This window comes from Nonomuraea sp. NPDC049607, from assembly GCF_040675375.1.
GTDB lineage: Bacteria > Actinomycetota > Actinomycetes > Streptosporangiales > Streptosporangiaceae > Nonomuraea.
Window position 1 is genome coordinate 482,009 of record NZ_JBFAOV010000003.1, and the last position, 15,069, is coordinate 497,077.

General features: G+C 73.6%; 9 protein-coding genes. 6 read left to right on the forward strand and 3 right to left on the reverse strand.

Annotated elements, in window-relative coordinates:
* Window positions 1–777 (forward strand): arginase family protein, encoded by a 777-nt coding sequence (locus AB0J97_RS09520; protein ID WP_364086525.1) that lies wholly within the window; start codon window positions 1–3, stop codon window positions 775–777.
* Window positions 778–812: 35 nt separating this feature from the next.
* On the opposite strand, the gene AB0J97_RS09525 is transcribed toward AB0J97_RS09520, so the two are convergent.
* A complete protein-coding gene (locus AB0J97_RS09525) occupies window positions 813–1,286 on the reverse strand; it encodes a carboxymuconolactone decarboxylase family protein (RefSeq protein WP_357702933.1) in 474 nt (157 codons plus the stop codon).
* Window positions 1,287–1,389: 103 nt separating this feature from the next.
* Window positions 1,390–2,199, reverse strand: a complete 810-nt coding sequence (locus AB0J97_RS09530) for a crotonase/enoyl-CoA hydratase family protein (protein WP_364086528.1) — start codon at window positions 2,197–2,199, stop codon at window positions 1,390–1,392.
* A 126-nt stretch (window positions 2,200–2,325) separates the two neighbouring features.
* On the opposite strand from AB0J97_RS09530, the gene AB0J97_RS09535 reads away from it, so the two are divergent.
* From AB0J97_RS09535 to AB0J97_RS09555, 5 genes are read left to right on the forward strand one after another with little or no spacing between them, the layout of a single operon-like run.
* Window positions 2,326–3,876: an acyl-CoA synthetase gene (locus AB0J97_RS09535; protein ID WP_364086530.1), complete on the forward strand. Its 1,551-nt coding sequence runs from the start codon at window positions 2,326–2,328 to the stop codon at window positions 3,874–3,876.
* A complete protein-coding gene (locus tag AB0J97_RS09540) occupies window positions 3,866–4,768 on the forward strand; it encodes an OB-fold domain-containing protein (RefSeq protein ID WP_364086532.1) in 903 nt (300 codons plus the stop codon). The genes AB0J97_RS09535 and AB0J97_RS09540 overlap by 11 nt, the downstream gene beginning before the upstream one ends.
* On the forward strand, window positions 4,765–5,784 hold the full coding sequence (locus AB0J97_RS09545) for a thiolase domain-containing protein (RefSeq protein ID WP_364086534.1): 1,020 nt from the start codon (window positions 4,765–4,767) through the stop codon (window positions 5,782–5,784). The genes AB0J97_RS09540 and AB0J97_RS09545 overlap by 4 nt, the downstream gene beginning before the upstream one ends.
* Window positions 5,785–5,787: 3 nt before the next feature.
* Window positions 5,788–6,936 carry a thiolase domain-containing protein gene (locus tag AB0J97_RS09550; protein WP_357702923.1) on the forward strand — a complete coding sequence of 383 codons (1,149 nt, stop codon included), beginning with the start codon at window positions 5,788–5,790 and terminating at the stop codon, window positions 6,934–6,936.
* Complete coding sequence (locus AB0J97_RS09555; RefSeq protein WP_364086537.1) at window positions 6,936–8,525, forward strand: acyl-CoA synthetase; 1,590 nt, start codon at window positions 6,936–6,938, stop codon at window positions 8,523–8,525. The genes AB0J97_RS09550 and AB0J97_RS09555 overlap by 1 nt, the downstream gene beginning before the upstream one ends.
* Before the next feature lie 158 nt (window positions 8,526–8,683).
* Here AB0J97_RS09555 and AB0J97_RS09560 read toward each other — a convergent pair whose 3' ends face one another.
* Window positions 8,684–15,043: a hypothetical protein gene (locus AB0J97_RS09560; RefSeq protein WP_364086539.1), complete on the reverse strand. Its 6,360-nt coding sequence runs from the start codon at window positions 15,041–15,043 to the stop codon at window positions 8,684–8,686.
* Between the last annotated feature and the right edge of the window lie 26 nt (window positions 15,044–15,069).

Consider the following 15,069-nt stretch of genomic DNA (forward strand, 5'->3'; position numbering starts at 1 on the left):
GTGTCGGTCTTATACGTGCCGTACCACCTCGATGAGCACCAGCCCGATCTCAACGTCCCGCTGCCCGGCGGCGTGCCCGTCGCCGAGTTCGCCGTGGAGCTGCCCGGAGCGGACGTCTGGTCGCGGCTCGGGCGGCTCTACGACGCCGTCGCCACCACAGTCGAGCGGGCCGTGCGGGCGGGGGAGAGGCCCGTCGTGGTCTCCGGCGACTGCACGGTGTCGATCGGCATGACGGCGGGCCTGCAACGAGCAGGGCTCGACCCCTCGATCGTCTGGATCGACGCCCACGGCGACCTCCAGACGCCGGAGACGACCACGTCGGGCTATCTCGGCGGCATGGCGCTGCGCTTCCTCCTCGGCTACCGCCCCCGCGACGTGGCCGGCCGCCTGGCCCTGCGTCCGCCGCCAGAGGACCGCGTGCTCCTCGTCGACGCCCGCGACCTCGACCCGCCCGAGGCCGGCTACCTGGCCTCGTCGGGCGTGGCCCGGGCGGGCCTCGACGAGGTGACGTCCGAGAGCCTGCCGCCCGGCCCTCTCCTGCTCAACCTGGACCTGGACGTCCTCGACCCGTCCTGCCTGCCCGGCCTGCGCTACCCGGCGGCCGGCGGGCCCGACGTCCCGGCGCTGCTGCGGGCCGTACGGGTGGTGCTGGGCAGCGGCCGGCTCGCCGCGCTCAATCTCGCCTGCACGTGGCACCCGGGCCGGGACGACCCCGGCGGCGTCCGCGAGCGCCTGGTCGCGGCGATCCTCGCCGACCTGCGGGACAGCGCGGGCTGACCCGCAGGTCGTGCCTCCCGGCGTGAGGTTCCCCGTCAGTCGAACATGCCGGGCACGTAGTCGCCCGCGGGCTGCTGGGTGACGACGTTCACCCGGTTGAAGGCGTTGATGAGGGCGATCAGGCACACGAGCGCCCCGAGCTGCTCCTCGTCGTAGTGCTTGGCGGCGTTCGCCCAGACCTCGTCCGGGACGCCGCCGGCGGCGTCGGCGATGCGGGTGCCGTGCTCGGCCAGCTCCAGCGCGGCCCGCTCGGCCTCGGTGAACACCTTGGCCTCCCGCCAGGCGGCGACCAGGTTGAGCCGGATCGGGGTCTCCCCGGCGTGCGCGGCGTCCTTGGTGTGCATGTCGGTGCAGAAGCCGCAGCCGTTGATCTGGCTGGCCCGGATCTTCACCAGCTCCTGCGTCGCGAGGGGGAGAGCCGAGTCCATGATCACCTTGTTGGACGTGATGAGGTGCTTGAGGACCTTGGCCGTGATCTGGTTCTGGAAGAGGTTCATGCGAGCTTCCATGACGCGCTCCTTGCCGTGGCTGATTGCTTCCACCTCTCCGACGGGACAGCCCGGCCGCACGTGACAGGAATGGATGTGACGTGCGTCTCTCCGTGTCCCGGGGTCAGTGGCCCTCGTACCGGGCGGGGCGCTTCTCGCGGAACGCCCGGGTGCCCTCCTTGGCGTCCTCCGAGCCGATCACCGGCCAGCCCAGCTCGTCCGACACCTTCAGGGCCTCCGGCTCCGGCATGCCCAGCGTGTCCCGGTACGTCCGCAGAATGGCCTGCACCGCCAACGGCCCGGAACCGGCGATGTCCTCGGCCAGCTCACGAGCCGTCGCCAGCGCCTGGCCGTCCGGCACGACCCGGTTGACCAGGCCCATCGCCAGGGCCTCGGCGGCGGTGACGGAACGGCCGGTGAGCAGCAGGTCCATGGCGTGGCAGTACGGGATCTGGCGCGGCAGCCGGATCGCGCTGCCGCCCATCGGGAAGAGCGCACGTTTGGCCTCGAAGAGCCCCAGGGTGGCCGATTCCGCCACCACCCTCAGATCGGTGCCGACCAGCAACTCCGTGCCACCGGCCACCGCGTGACCCTCGACGGCGCTGATGATCGGCTTCGTCGGCAGGTCCTCCCTCAGAAGCCCTTTCCAGTGGAAATTCGGGATCTGGGCGGCCCTTGCCTGGACGTCCGGATCGGTCGAGGGTTGACCCATGGCCTTGAGGTCGGCCCCGGCGCAGAACGTCCCCGCCGCCCCGGTCAGGATCGCGACCCGGATCGAGGGCTCGGCCGACGCGTACGCCCAGGCCGAGGCCAGTCCGATCAGCATGTCCGAGGAGAGGGCGTTGCGGGCCTCCGGCCGGTTCATCGTGACGGTCAGGACGTGGCCGTCGCGTTCCACCCGGCAGTGCGGGGTGCTGATCGGCAGAAGCTCCATGTACGCCTCCCAAGTCCCAGAAGCTACAGAATCAAGCGCTTGCTACGGACTTTACCCGCGGGATACGCTCCGCACAGCAAACGAGAACAAGTTCCTGTTTTGCTACGCCTGAGCTGAGGAGATCAGATGGGCACGCTCGGTTTCTGGAGGCTGGCGCAGGCGGATCCCGAGTGGATCGCGGCCGTCGACCCCGACGGCACGGAGCACCGCGCGGGTGACCTCCTGGCCCGCTCGAACCGCCTCGTCCACGGATTACGCGAGCTCGGCCTCCAGCCGGGCGACGGCATCTGCGGCCTGGTGCCGAACGGCGCGGACGGCCTCGTCCTCTATCTGGCCGCGCTCCAGGCGGGCTGGTACTACACGCCGATCAACTGGCACCTGACCGGCCCGGAGATCGCCTACATCGTGTCCGACAGCGAGGCCAAGGCGTTCTTCGTCCATCCCCGCTTCCTCCAGGAAGGCTCCAGGGGAGCCGAGGCGATCGAGCCGCACCGCCGCTTCCTCCTCGGGGACGGCCGGCAGGACGGCTTCCGCCCGGCGGACGACCTGACCGGCGGGCAGCCGGACACCGCGCCGCCCGACCGCACGGCCGGTGCCACCATGCACTACACCTCGGGCACCACCGGCAGGCCCAAGGGCGTCAGGCGCACGCTGAGCGGCCTCGACCCCGACGACGGCGCCGAGCTGATGACCTTCCTGCTCGGCCTGTTCGGCATCACGGCCGGACCGCCCAACGCGCACCTGGTCACCTCGCCGAGCTACCACACCGCCGTCACCCAGTTCGGCGGCAGCGCCCTGCACATGGGCCACACCCTCGTCTACATGGACAAATGGGACGCCGAGGAGACGCTCCGGCTGTGCGAGCGCTACCGCGTCACGAACTCCCACCTGGTCCCCACGCACTTCAAGCGCCTGCTCGCGCTCCCTGAGGCCACCAGGGCCAAGTACGACCTGTCCTCGCTCAAGTGGATGATCCATGCCGCCGCCCCCTGCCCGGTCCCGGTCAAATGGGCGATGTTCGAGTGGTGGGGCGACTGCATCTACGAGTACTACGCGGCCACCGAGGGAGGCGGCACCCTGGCCACGCCCGAGGGCTGGAAGTCGCACCCGGGCACGGTCGGCTCCGCCTGGCCCATCAGCGAGCTGCTGATCGCGGACGACCAGGGCGAACCCGTCCCGACCGGCACGCCAGGGACGATCTACATGAAGATGATGGGCGTGCCCTTCGAGTACAAGGGCGACCCCGCCAAGACCGCCGCGAACCGGCTCAAGGACTACTTCACGGTCGGTGACATCGGATATCTGGACGAGGACGGCTTCCTCTTCCTCTGCGACCGCAAGGCCGACATGATCATCTCCGGCGGGACGAACATCTACCCGGCCGAGATCGAGAACGAGCTCATGGTCCATCCCAAGGTCGCGGACGTGGCCGTGTTCGGCATCCCGGACGAGGAGTGGGGCGAGCAGATCAAGGCGGTCGTCGAGCCCGCGCCGGGCGTGCCGCCGGGGCCCGGGCTCGCCGCCGAGCTGATCGCCTCACTGGAGGGCCGCCTGGCCCGGATGAAGTGGCCCAAGAGCATCGACTTCATCGCCGAGATGCCCCGCGAGCCCAACGGCAAGCTGCTCAAACGCAAGCTCCGCGCACCGTACTGGGAGGGTCACGACCGTGCCATCTGACGACCCGCTGGTCGCCCAGCATGTCCTGGAGTTCCCCGGCGGCTACACCCGGACGACCGGGCCGGTGATCGGGCGTTTCCTCACCGAGTTACGCGGCCGCCGCATCGTCGGAGTGCGTACGAAAGAGGGCAAGGTCCTCGTGCCGCCCCTCGAATACGACCCCGCCACCGGCGAACCCGTCACCTGCGAGTACGTCGAGGTCGGCCCGGCCGGCACGGTCACCTCCTGGGCCTGGGTGCCCGAGCCCCTGGCGAACCACCCGCTCGACCAGCCCTTCGCCTGGGCCACGATCCTGCTGGACGGCGCCGACACCGCGCTCGTGCACGCCGTCGCCGCCGACAACCCCAAGGCGTTGTCGAAGGGCTCCCGCGTCTGGCCGGTGTGGCGCGACCGGCCCACCGGCCACATCACCGACATCGCCCACTTCGCGCCCGAGGTCACGAAGATCGTGTCCAACGTCCGCGCCGAGTACCGCCTCCAGGCGGGCGGCTCGCTCCGCGTCTTCCTGGAGGGCGTCGAGCGCGGCGTCTTCCTCGGCGGACGCTGCGAGCAGTGCGACCAGGTGTACGTGCCCTACCGGATGTCCTGCCCCCAATGCGGAGGTCTCATCCCGGAGACGCTCGAACTCCCCGACACCGGGACGATCACCACGTTCGCCATCAACAACCTGCCGGATCCGCGCGCTCCGGAAGTGCCGTTCGTCTCCGCCTACATCCTGCTCGACCACGCCGACATCCCCATGATCGCGCTCATCGGCGACGTACCCGCGCACGAGGTGCGTCAGGGCATGCGGGTCAGGGCCGTCTGGGTGCCCGAGGAGGAGCGGAGCAAGTCCATGGCGAACATCCGCTGGTTCGCCCCCACCGGCGAGCCTGACGTGGAGCTGTCATGAGAGAGGTCGCGATCGTCGCGTTCGCGCAGACCGTCCATACCGACCACGACACCGGGCTCACCGAGCCCGAGCTGATCCTGCCCGTGATCAGCGAGGTCAAGGAGCGGACCGGGCTGACCAGGTTCGGCTTCACCTGCTCGGGAAGCTGCGACTACCTGGCCGGGGCCCCGTTCTCGTTCGTCAGCGCCCTCGACGCGCTCGGCGCCTGGCCGCCCGTCTCCGAGAGCCACGTCGAGATGGACGGCGCCTGGGCCCTGTACGAGGCGTGGGTCCGCCTCCAGCACGGCGACATCGACTCGGCCCTGGTCTACGGCTTCGGCAAGTCGTCGCTCGGCGACCTCCGCACGATCACGACCCTCCAGCTCGACCCCTACTACCTGGAACCCCTCGGTCTCGACCAGTTCTCCCTGGCCGCACTCCAGGCGAACGCGCTCGACGCGGACAGGAAGCACCTCGACGAGATCGTCCGCAGGTCCAGGGCGGACGGCAGAAGCAACCCGTACGCGCTCGACCTGCTCGAACCGGACGGCGAGGACGTCGCCGTCGAACCCCTCAGAAGAACGGACGTGCCGCCCATCACGGACGGCGCGGCGGCGATCGTGCTCGCCACGGACGAACTGGCCCGGCGGCTCACCAGCCGTCCCGCCTTCATCAGGGGCATCGCCCATCGCATCGAGCCCCACTACCTGGGCATGCGGGAGCTGGCCCGCTCGGCCTCCGCCGCCGACGCCGCCCGAGCCGCCGGGGTCGGCAAGGGCCCGGTCGAGGTGGCCGAACTGCACGCCCAGTTCCCCCACGAGGAGCTGATCCTGCGCGAGGCGCTCGAACTGGGCGGCGACACGGTGATCAACCCCTCCGGCGGCCCGCTCGCCGCCAACCCCGTCATGGCCACGGGGCTCATCCGCATCGGCGAGGCCGCGCGGCGCATCCTGGACGGCGGCGCGAGCCGCACCGTCGGGCACGCCGCCGGCGGCCCCTGCCTTCAGCACAACCTCGTCACGGTCCTGGAGGCGTGAATCATGGGCAACCGGTGCGCGGTGATCGGGGTCGGGCAGACGCACTACACCACCAAGCGCAGGGACGTCTCCATCGCGGGCCTGGTCCGCGAGGCGGCGCTGCGGGCCCTGGAGGACGCGGGGCTGACGTTCAAGGACATCGACGCCGTCGTGGTCGGCAAGGCGCCCGACCTGTTCGAGGGCGTGATGATGCCCGAGGCGTACCTGGCCGACGCGCTCGGCGCGGCGGGCAAGCCGATGATGCGGGTGCACACCGCGGGCAGCGTCGGCGGCTCGACGGCGCTGGTCGGCGCGAGCCTCATCCAGGGCGGCGTGCACGAACGGGTGCTCGTCGTGGCCTTCGAGAAGCAGTCGGAGTCCAACGCGACCTGGGCGCTCTCCACCCACCTGCCCTTCAGCGCCTCGCTCGTGGTCGGCGCGGGCGGCTACTTCGCGCCGCACATCCGCGAGTACATGCGCAGGTCGGGCGCGCCAGGCCACGTCGGCACGCTGGTCGCCGTCAAGGACCGGCTGAACGCGCTGAAGAACCCCTACGCCCACCTCAGGATCCCCGGCATCGACCAGAAGATGGTCGAGTCCACGCCGATGCTCTGGGAGCCGATCCGCTACCTGGAGACCTGCCCGTCCAGCGACGGCGCCTGCGCGATGGTCCTGGCCGCCGAGCACAAGGTCACCGGCACCCCCGCCTGGGTGCACGGCACCGCCATGCGCTCGGAGCCCATCTTCCGGGCCGGCCGCGACACCGTCAGCCCCCAGGGCGGCAAGGACTGCGCCGCCGACGTCTACCGCCAGGCCGGCGTCACCGACCCGCGCCGCGAGATCGACGTGGCCGAGGTGTACGTGCCCTTCTCCTGGTACGAGCCGATGTGGCTGGAGAACCTCGGGTTCGCGGCGGAAGGCGAGGGCTGGAAGCTGACCGAGTCCGGCGCCACCGCGCTCGACGGCGACATCCCGTGGAACGCCTCGGGCGGCGTGCTGTCCAGCAACCCGATCGGGGCCTCGGGGCTGATCCGGTTCGCCGAGGCCGCCCTCCAGGTCCGCGGCCAGGCCGGCGAGCACCAGGTGGACGGCGCCCGCACGGCGCTCGGCCACGCCTACGGCGGCGGAGCCCAGTTCTTTGCGATGTGGATCGTCGGACGGGAGAAGCCCTGATGGAGTTCAACCACGCGGACCTGTTCGAGGCGCTCGCCGACGCGATCGGGGACCGCACCGCCGTCATCTGCGGCGCCGACCGGCGCACCTACGCCGAGCTGGACGCCGAGGCCAACCGGCTCGCCCACTACCTGACCGACCTGGGCGTCGGGCCGGGCCAGCACGTCGGGCTGCACCTGTACAACGGCGTGGAGTACCTGGCCGGGCTGCTGGCCGCGCTCAAGATCCGGGCCGTGCCGATCAACGTCAACTACCGGTACGTCGAGGCCGAGCTGCTCTACCTCTACCAGGACGCCGACCTGCGCGCGCTGGTCTACGACGTCGAGTTCGACCCGCGCGTGGCCGCCGTCGCGCACCAGGCGCCGCTGCTGGACCATCTGATCGCGGTCGGGGGCGAGTCGTCGATCGCCTCCGCGGTGCCGTACGCGGCGGCGCTGGAGCGCGGCAAGCCGGAGCGCGGCTTCGCCCCGCGCACCGGCCAGGACGTCTACATCATCTACACCGGCGGCACCACCGGCATGCCCAAGGGCGCGATGTGGCACGTCGAGGACCTGTTCATGGCCTTCGGCGGCGGCAACCCGTACGGCGACCCGCGCGCCACGCCGCAGGAGGTCGTGGACGAAGCCGTCAAGGCCGGCCCGATGGTCATGATGGCCACTTCGCCGCTCATGCACGGGGCCGCGCAGATGGCCACGTTCATCAGCTGGTGGGCGGGCGGCACGATGGTGCTCGTCCCCAGGTTCGACGCCGGGGAGGTGTGGCGGGCGGTCGAGCGCGAGCGCGTGCTCACCGTCAGCATCACGGGCGACGCCATGGCCCGGCCGCTGGCCGAGGCGCTGGAGACGGGCACGTACGACCTGTCGTCGCTGTTCGTGGTCAGCTCGACCGGCGCGATCCTGAGCGGCGCGGTCCGTGACCGGCTCCAGAGCCTGCTGCCCGCCGTCATGATCGTGGACAGCTTCGGCTCGACGGAGTCCGGCTACACCGCCTCCGCGCTGCCCGGCTCCACGCCCGAGACCGGGCTGCGCTACCAGCCCAACCCGTCGGCCAGGATCAGCGTCCTGGACGAGCGGGGACGTCCCGTTCCGCCGGGTTCGGGGCAGATGGGGACGGTGGCCAGGTCGGGACGGGTGGCGTTCGGCTACTACAACGACCCGGACAAGTCGGCACGCACGTTCGTCACCGACCCCGACGGCACCCGCTGGCTGCTCACCGGCGACCTGGCGACCGTGGACGCCGACGGCACCGTGCACGTGTTCGGCCGGGGCTCGCAGTGCATCAACACCGGGGGCGAGAAGGTGTTCCCGGAGGAGGTCGAGGCCGTGCTCAAGGGGCATCCGGCCGTGTTCGACGCGGTGGTGACCGGTGTGCCGGACGACCGGTGGGGGAGCAGGGTGGCGGCCGTGGTCGAGCCGCGCCCCGGCGTCGAGCTGACCGCCGCCGAGCTGGACGTCCACTGCCGGGCGTCGTTGTCGGGGTACAAGGTGCCGCGTTCGTACGCGTTCGTGGAGGAGATGGTGCGCTCCCCGGCCGGCAAGGCCGACTACCGCTGGGCCAGACAAACCGCCGAGTCCGCCACCACCCCCTGACCGTCCCTCCCTAGGGCCCGGCGCCGCCACCCCTGCTTCCTAGGGCCCGGCGCCGCCATCCCCTGACCACCCCTTCCTGGGGCTCGGTGCCGCCACCCGCGGCCTGTCCTTCGCCGGGCGCGGTGTCGTCGCTGTGGGCTCGTTCCGCGCGGGGGCTGCTAGGTCGCTCGTAGCTCGGCAGCCACCTGGGACGCCTCCTCGCGCCTGCCGGACTTCTCCAGAAGCCCCAGCCGGCCGCGTAGCACGTCGCGGAGCAGCTCGGTCAGCTCGCGGTTCTCGTCGTGTTCGCGACGTTCGAGGTGTCCGTCGTTCGCGCCGGTGGTGGGGTCGCCTGTGGTCAGGAGGCCGCGTAGCAGGCCGTGGGCGACCCGGAGCGCGGTGTCGGCCGCGTCGTCCCTGCCCAGTTCCTGCTGGCAGAAGCCGAGCCGGGCGTGGGCGACGGCGGCGGCCGGCTCGTCGCCGATGACCTGGGCGCCGCGATGGAAGACCAGGCTCGCCTCCAGCGCCCGTCCCGACTCCATCAGGGCGTCGCCCAGCATGAGCATCGCCCGGGAAAGGATGCCACCGAGCAGGGGGTTCGCGGGGGCATGGCGTTCGAGCACGGCGACGGCCTCGCGCAGCGGCCCCACCGCCTCCGCCGGCTGCTCGCGGAGCCGGAGCGCGGCGGCCAGCGTGAGCCCGGCGCCCGCCCGGCTGACGTGCAGCGCCTCCGCGTTCATGCCCGTGGTCAGCAGCTCGTCGTAGATCGCGATGGCCTCGCGGGCCCGCGCCTCGGCCTCCGCCGCCGCGCCGGGCCGCAGCAGGGGCAGCAGCTCCGAGCTCTGCGCCAGCGAATCGGCCAGGATCGCCCGGTACGTCAGGTCGCCCGGTGTCCGCCTGGCCAGCCGGATCAGCTCCTCGGCCAGCACGCCCGCCTCCCGCGCCTCGCCCAGCATCATGTGGCACCTGACCAGGCGCTGGGTGGCGAGGGCGTGCCTGAGCGTGCGCGGCGGATGGCCGGTGACGGCGATCCTGGCGTACTCGGCGGCCTCCTCGGGACGCCCGGCGGCCAGCAGGTCGTCGGCGATCGTCCCGGCCACCTCGGCCGCCGCCGCGGGCCGGGCGAGCCGGACGTGGAGCCGCATGGCCTCCGTCAGGTCGGCCAGCGCCTCCTGCGTCCTGCCGAACGCGCGCAGCACCTGCCCGCGCACCTGGATCACCTGCGCGCGCACCCCGAGCAGCCCGGCCTCACCACCCCGCCCCTGCCCGCCCTGCTCCTGCGTGGCGCGTTCCTGTTCGGCCAGGGACCAGGTCACCGCCTCCAACGCGGCCTGCGGGCGGTCCAGGGCGGCCAGCGCCGCGCCGAGCTGGGCGTACGTGACGGCGGCGACGGCGGGCTCGTCCAGCTCGTCGCAGAGGTCGGCGGCGCGTTCGGCGTGGGCCAGCGCCTCCACGGCCCGGCCGGCCTCCAGCAGCCTGACCGCGTACCTGTTCAGCGTCTCGGTCAGCGCCGTCCCGTCCTCGGACAGCAGGTCGACGGCCTGCTCCAAGGTGGCCAGGTCGGCGTCGCCGAGCGCGGCCAGCGCCAGGCCCAGGGAGCGCCGGTGGCGGGGGTCGATCGCGGCCAGCCCCTTGTGGACGCGTACGGCCGGGGCCGCCGTCCCGCCGCTCAGCATCAGGCAGCGGCCGAACCGTTCGTGGAGCAGCGGGTTCTCGCTGACCGGAGCCCAGTGCTCCAACGCCTCGGCGAACGCCGTGAGCTGCGGCAGCAGCCTGACAGCCGTCCTGGCGGTGGCCGTGCGCAGGTGGGCCGACAGCTCGTCCACGACTGTCGTGAGCACGTCGGGGCGAGGCAGCGGACGTACCCGGAGAAGCTGGGCGTACAGGTCGATCCCGGCGGACGGGCCGTGTCCGGTCACGCGGAGTCTGGCCAGGCGGGCCAGGGCCTGCACGTGCACGCCGGTCAGGTCGCGGGTGAGCGGGCCGTCCTCGGCCGTCAGGGCGATGCCCTTGGCCAGCTCGGCGGCGGCGAGGTCGCGTTCGTCCAGGTCGGCGTGGCACAGGCCGCTGAGCTCCAGGCAGGTGGCGGTCAGCAGGCGGGTGCGCTCGGGCGGCTCCGGGACGAGGATGTCCAGGGCACGGGTGACCGATTGGAGCGCTCCTTCCACGTTCCCGCGCGACCGGCGGAGGCCGGCGTGCAGGCGCAGCGCGCCCGCCAGCGCGATCGGGGACTCCAGGCGCTCGGCCACCAGGCCCTCGCACACCGCGACCAGCCGTTCCGCCTCGGCGTCGGCGGCGTCCAGGTGGCCGGTGCCGTCCAGCGCGACGATCTCCAGGATGAGCAGCTTCGCCAGCTCCTGCTGCACCGCGAAGCTGACCTCGGCCTGCGGCCCGTACGACTCGACGGCGGCCCGCAACCACGGCAACGCCTCCCGGTGACGCCCGAGCCCCACGAGCGCCCGCCCGAGCGCCCCCGCCACCACCCCACCCACCACACTCCCGCCCACCCCCGCACCACCCGCCACCGAACCCCCCGCCGTCGGACCACCCGTCTCGGGACCGCCCATCTCGGGACCGCTCGCCTCCGGGCCGCCCATCTCGGGGCGGCTCGCCTCGGGGCTGATCGCCTTCGAGTCCCCCATGGTCGGGGCGCTCGTCACCTGGCCGTCCGTCACCCGGACGTCCGCCTTCGGGGCGTACGTGACCGGCGGCGGTTGGTGCAGCAGGTCGGTGGCCTGCGTCGCGAGCAGGAACCCGTCGCGGGGGCGTCCCGTGTCGGCCCAGGCACGGGCCAGCGCTGCTTGGGCGGCGACGTACGCGTGCACCTGCGTGATCTCCGGCCCGTCCGCGCCCTCCGCGCCCTCCGCGCCCTCCGCGCCCTCCGCGCCCTCCGCGCCCTCCGCGGCGGCGCGGCGTTCGGCGAGGTGTCGTTCGGCTCTGGCCACGTCGGGGGGCGGGGTGATCAGGGACAGCATCCAGGGTTGCTCGGCCTCCCCGGTGGCGGTGGCGGGGTCGTCCGTCGATTCCCGCCAGGCCCGGACCTCGTCCCGGTGCCGCCGACAGGACGGGTCATCGGCGCTCAGAACGTCATAAAACCCGGCCGCCGCCTCCATGTGGGCACGGGCGTCGGCGGGACGGTCGAGCTCGGCCAGGCAGAGGCCGAGGAGGTGCCTGGAGCGGGCCTTGGCGGCCGTGTGCCGTCGTCCGTCCAGCTCGGCGGCGAGGATCGCGGCGTCCTGGAGCGGGTCGAGCGCCTCGTGCGGGCGGCCGTCGGTCAACAGCAGCTCGCCCAGGTCCAGGAGCTGGGCGGCCAGGGACGGGCGGTGCTCGTCGGGTTCGAGCGCGACCAGCGCGCGCAGGCTGCGCACGGCCTCGGCGGCGAACCGTTCGGCCTGGTCCAGGTCGTCCAGGTCGCGGTGGAAGCCGGCCAGCAGGCCCGCGGCCTCGGCCAGCAGCTGCCGCAGGCCCGGCTCCTCGCCCGCCAGGCCGCGCAGCCGTACGACGGCCTCGGCGGCGGGGGCGACGGCCTCGACCGCCCTGCCGTGCTCCCCGAGCCACGCGGCCAGCAGGCACAGCCGTTGAGCCAGGTCCCGATCGGTCGGAGCCGCCCCCGCCACGGCCGCCGTGGCCGCCACGACGAGACAGGCGGCCAGTTCGGCCATCGCCTCAGGATCGGGGCCGCCGAAGTCGAGGGGCGGGATGGGGGCGGGGGCCCGCCTGACGACACCGGGCATAGGGCCTGACCCGAGGAGGCCGGGGGCGGAGGTCTGTCCGAAGATGCGGGGCGTGGGGGACTGTCCCATGGTGCCGGATGTGGGGGGCTGGTCGAGGGCGCCAGGTGTAGGGGTCCGTCCGGGCACGCCGGGCGTGGGGGGCTGTTCGTGGGGGTTGGGTGTCGGGGCTCGGACGGGAGTGGGTGGCTCGGGGAGGGGGAGCGTCGGGAAGACACTCACTGTGAGGACGCCCGCCAGAGCGGCGGCGACCTCGTCGTCCCCGCCCGCCGCCGCGAACGCCTCCACCGCCTCGCCCGTCCGCCCCGAGTCCAGGAGCGCGCACGTCAGGTTGTGGTACGCCCGAGCCGCCCGCGCCGCGTACCGGGGGTCGTCCTCGGCCAGGATGCGGAACCGGGTCGCCGCCTCCTGGGCGGGCCTGAGCGCGCTGCCGGACTCGCCCGCGAGCAGCAGGCACGCGCCCAGGACGAACAGCGCCTCCGCCTGACCGGCCGCCTCCTCGTACGGGGGCGCGGCGGCGAAGATCTCCACGGCCTCGGCGGCGGCCACCACCGCCTCACCCACCCGTCCCACGGCCGCCAGCCGGGCCGACAGCCGTGACAGCGCACCCGCCAGCGCGGTCCGCCCGCCCCCCTCCCGGAAATGCCGCACGGCCAGCTCGGCCAGCGTCACCTCAAGAGCCCGCAGCCCGAGCGGCGCCCCCGCCCGCGCCGCATCCGGCAGCGCGGCCACCGCCGCGCCCGGCAGTGTGGCCACGGCCGCGACCGTCGCGCGGTCGTCCGGCAGCATCGTGAGTGCGGCGTTGAGGTGGTCGCCGAGCCGGGTGGCGGGGTTCGCCGCCGCCTCCGCGACCAGCGCCCCGATCCTGGACGTCACCAGCACCCGCAGCGCCCGCCCCACCTCCTCCCGCCCCGCGCCCAGCCGGAGCACGTCGAGCAGCCGCACCAGGTGCCCCGGCGAGCGCCGCTCGTGGTCGTGCACGGCCAGGACCAGCGCGTCCAGGTCCTCGGTCTCGGCGAGCGCCTGCTCGGCGACCAGGTCGGGCCCGAGCGGGCACAGCCGGTCCACGCCGGGGAAGACGCGCCCCAGCCAGTCGGCGACGACCTCCGCGGCATGGGGATCGCCGTGCAGGGCGGGCACGGCCGACAGCAGGCCGGGCAGCTCGGCGGGGGTGGGGGCGGTGAGCGTGAGCAGGGCGACGGCCTGCCGGGCGGTGACCTCGTCCACCTGCTCGCGGCCGGCGGGCCAGACGGTGGCCCACTGGTCGCGTTCGCGGTCGAGGAAGCGGCCGAGCAGTTCCTCGCCGGAGCCGGCCAACGGACGCGTCCGGGTCCCGCCCCGGCCGCCGGGACGGAAGGCGTTCCAGGGCTCCGGCGCCGTCCGGTAGGGCGGGGCGCCGATGCCGCCGCCCGGCAGGGTGCCGGGGACGGCGGGCGCGGGCAGGACCTCCGTCTCGCCGCCGCGCATCCGCAGCAGGGCCGCCAGGTGGACGCGGAGCGGCAGGCCGTACTCGGGGTCGTCCAGGCGCGGGGGAGTGGGCAGCGCGGCCCGGCTCGGCGCGAACGCCTTCATGGCCGTGAACGCGTGCTCGGTGCGCTCGTTCAGGGTGAGTGGATGCTGGTTGAGCTGCACGGTCGTGGTGTTGAGCCGGCGCAGCCAGCCGCCCGCCGCCGTGTCCAGCCGCCGCCACCACTCCGCGTCGCCGGGCTCGCGGGCCCGCAACAGCACCCGTACGCGGGGGTTGTGCCCGTGTTTGGCCAGCCGCCGTATCAGCTCGCCCACCAGCGGAGCGGACGGCTCCGGCGACTCCACGACGACGAGCGAGGGCCGCACCGCCTCCAGCGGCACCGCCTCGGGCCCGGACAGGGCGGCGAGCGCGGCGTCCAGGGCCAGGAAACCGGCGTCCCAGCCCGCTTCCCGCAGCTCCTCGCACAGCTCCCCGGCCAGCCGGGTACGGCCCGTGCCGCTCCGCCCGGTCACCACCGCGACCGACAGCGCGGCCGGTTCCGCGGCCCAGGCGCGCAGGGCCGCGAGCTGCCCGCCGCGCCCCGCGTACGGCACCACGGCGTGCCGCGGCAGCAGCAGCCGCCAGTCGGGGCAGTCGGACGGCAACGGCTCACGCGCCGGCAGCAGCAGCCCGGACAGGACCACCCGCCCGTCACCGGCGGAAACGCTCTCCAGCGGGCCCGGCGGCGTCCCGGTGAGCGCGCGGAACCGGTCGTCGCCCAGCAGCACGCGCACGGGCACCGCGTCGAGCCGCGTCCCGGCGGGCCCGGCGGCCGAGGCGACGACGACGGCGGCGACCTGCCCGGCGGGCTCGGCCAGCACCGCGGCCCCGGTCAGACCCGCCCGCACGTCCATGGGAGGCGAGGGGCTGAGCACGTCCATGGAGAGCGTCCGCGACGCCGGACCCGCGGGGGCGTCGGCCAGGCCGGACAGCACCCGGACGTCCCTGAACCCCGCCCTCCGCCGCGCCCGCGGGAACCCCATGGCCAGGCACGGCACCCGCTCCCCGGCCAGAACGGCCCACCGGACGTGCCCGATGCCGGGGACGTCGGCCCACGGCGGTCCGGGCACCCGCAGCAGCGCCGCGCCGTGCCCGCGCCAGACCTGCTCGGCCGCCGCCCACCGGGACGACCACGGCGGGCGCACGTGACAGGGCGCTCCGGGGTCCACCACCAGGGACGAGGTCAGCACGAGCTCCGGGCCGACCACATGGCCGGTTCCGGTCACGCCGACCACGTCGTCGTGACCCGAGTAGACCTCGACGACTCGTTCGAGGCCGAGGCGGTGCGGTGGCGCGTCCATGGGTCCGCCTAGCTGCTACGTCCCGG

Coding starts and splice junctions, on each gene's coding strand:
- AB0J97_RS09535 (WP_364086530.1), top strand. CDS start 2,326: ATGGGCACGCTCGGTTTCTGGAGGCTGGCGCAGGCGGATCCCGAGTGG.
- AB0J97_RS09550 (WP_357702923.1), top strand. CDS start 5,788: ATGGGCAACCGGTGCGCGGTGATCGGGGTCGGGCAGACGCACTACACC.
- AB0J97_RS09530 (WP_364086528.1), bottom strand. CDS start 2,199: ATGGAGCTTCTGCCGATCAGCACCCCGCACTGCCGGGTGGAACGCGAC.
- AB0J97_RS09560 (WP_364086539.1), bottom strand. CDS start 15,043: ATGGACGCGCCACCGCACCGCCTCGGCCTCGAACGAGTCGTCGAGGTC.
- AB0J97_RS09545 (WP_364086534.1), top strand. CDS start 4,765: ATGAGAGAGGTCGCGATCGTCGCGTTCGCGCAGACCGTCCATACCGAC.
- AB0J97_RS09555 (WP_364086537.1), top strand. CDS start 6,936: ATGGAGTTCAACCACGCGGACCTGTTCGAGGCGCTCGCCGACGCGATC.
- AB0J97_RS09525 (WP_357702933.1), bottom strand. CDS start 1,286: ATGGAAGCTCGCATGAACCTCTTCCAGAACCAGATCACGGCCAAGGTC.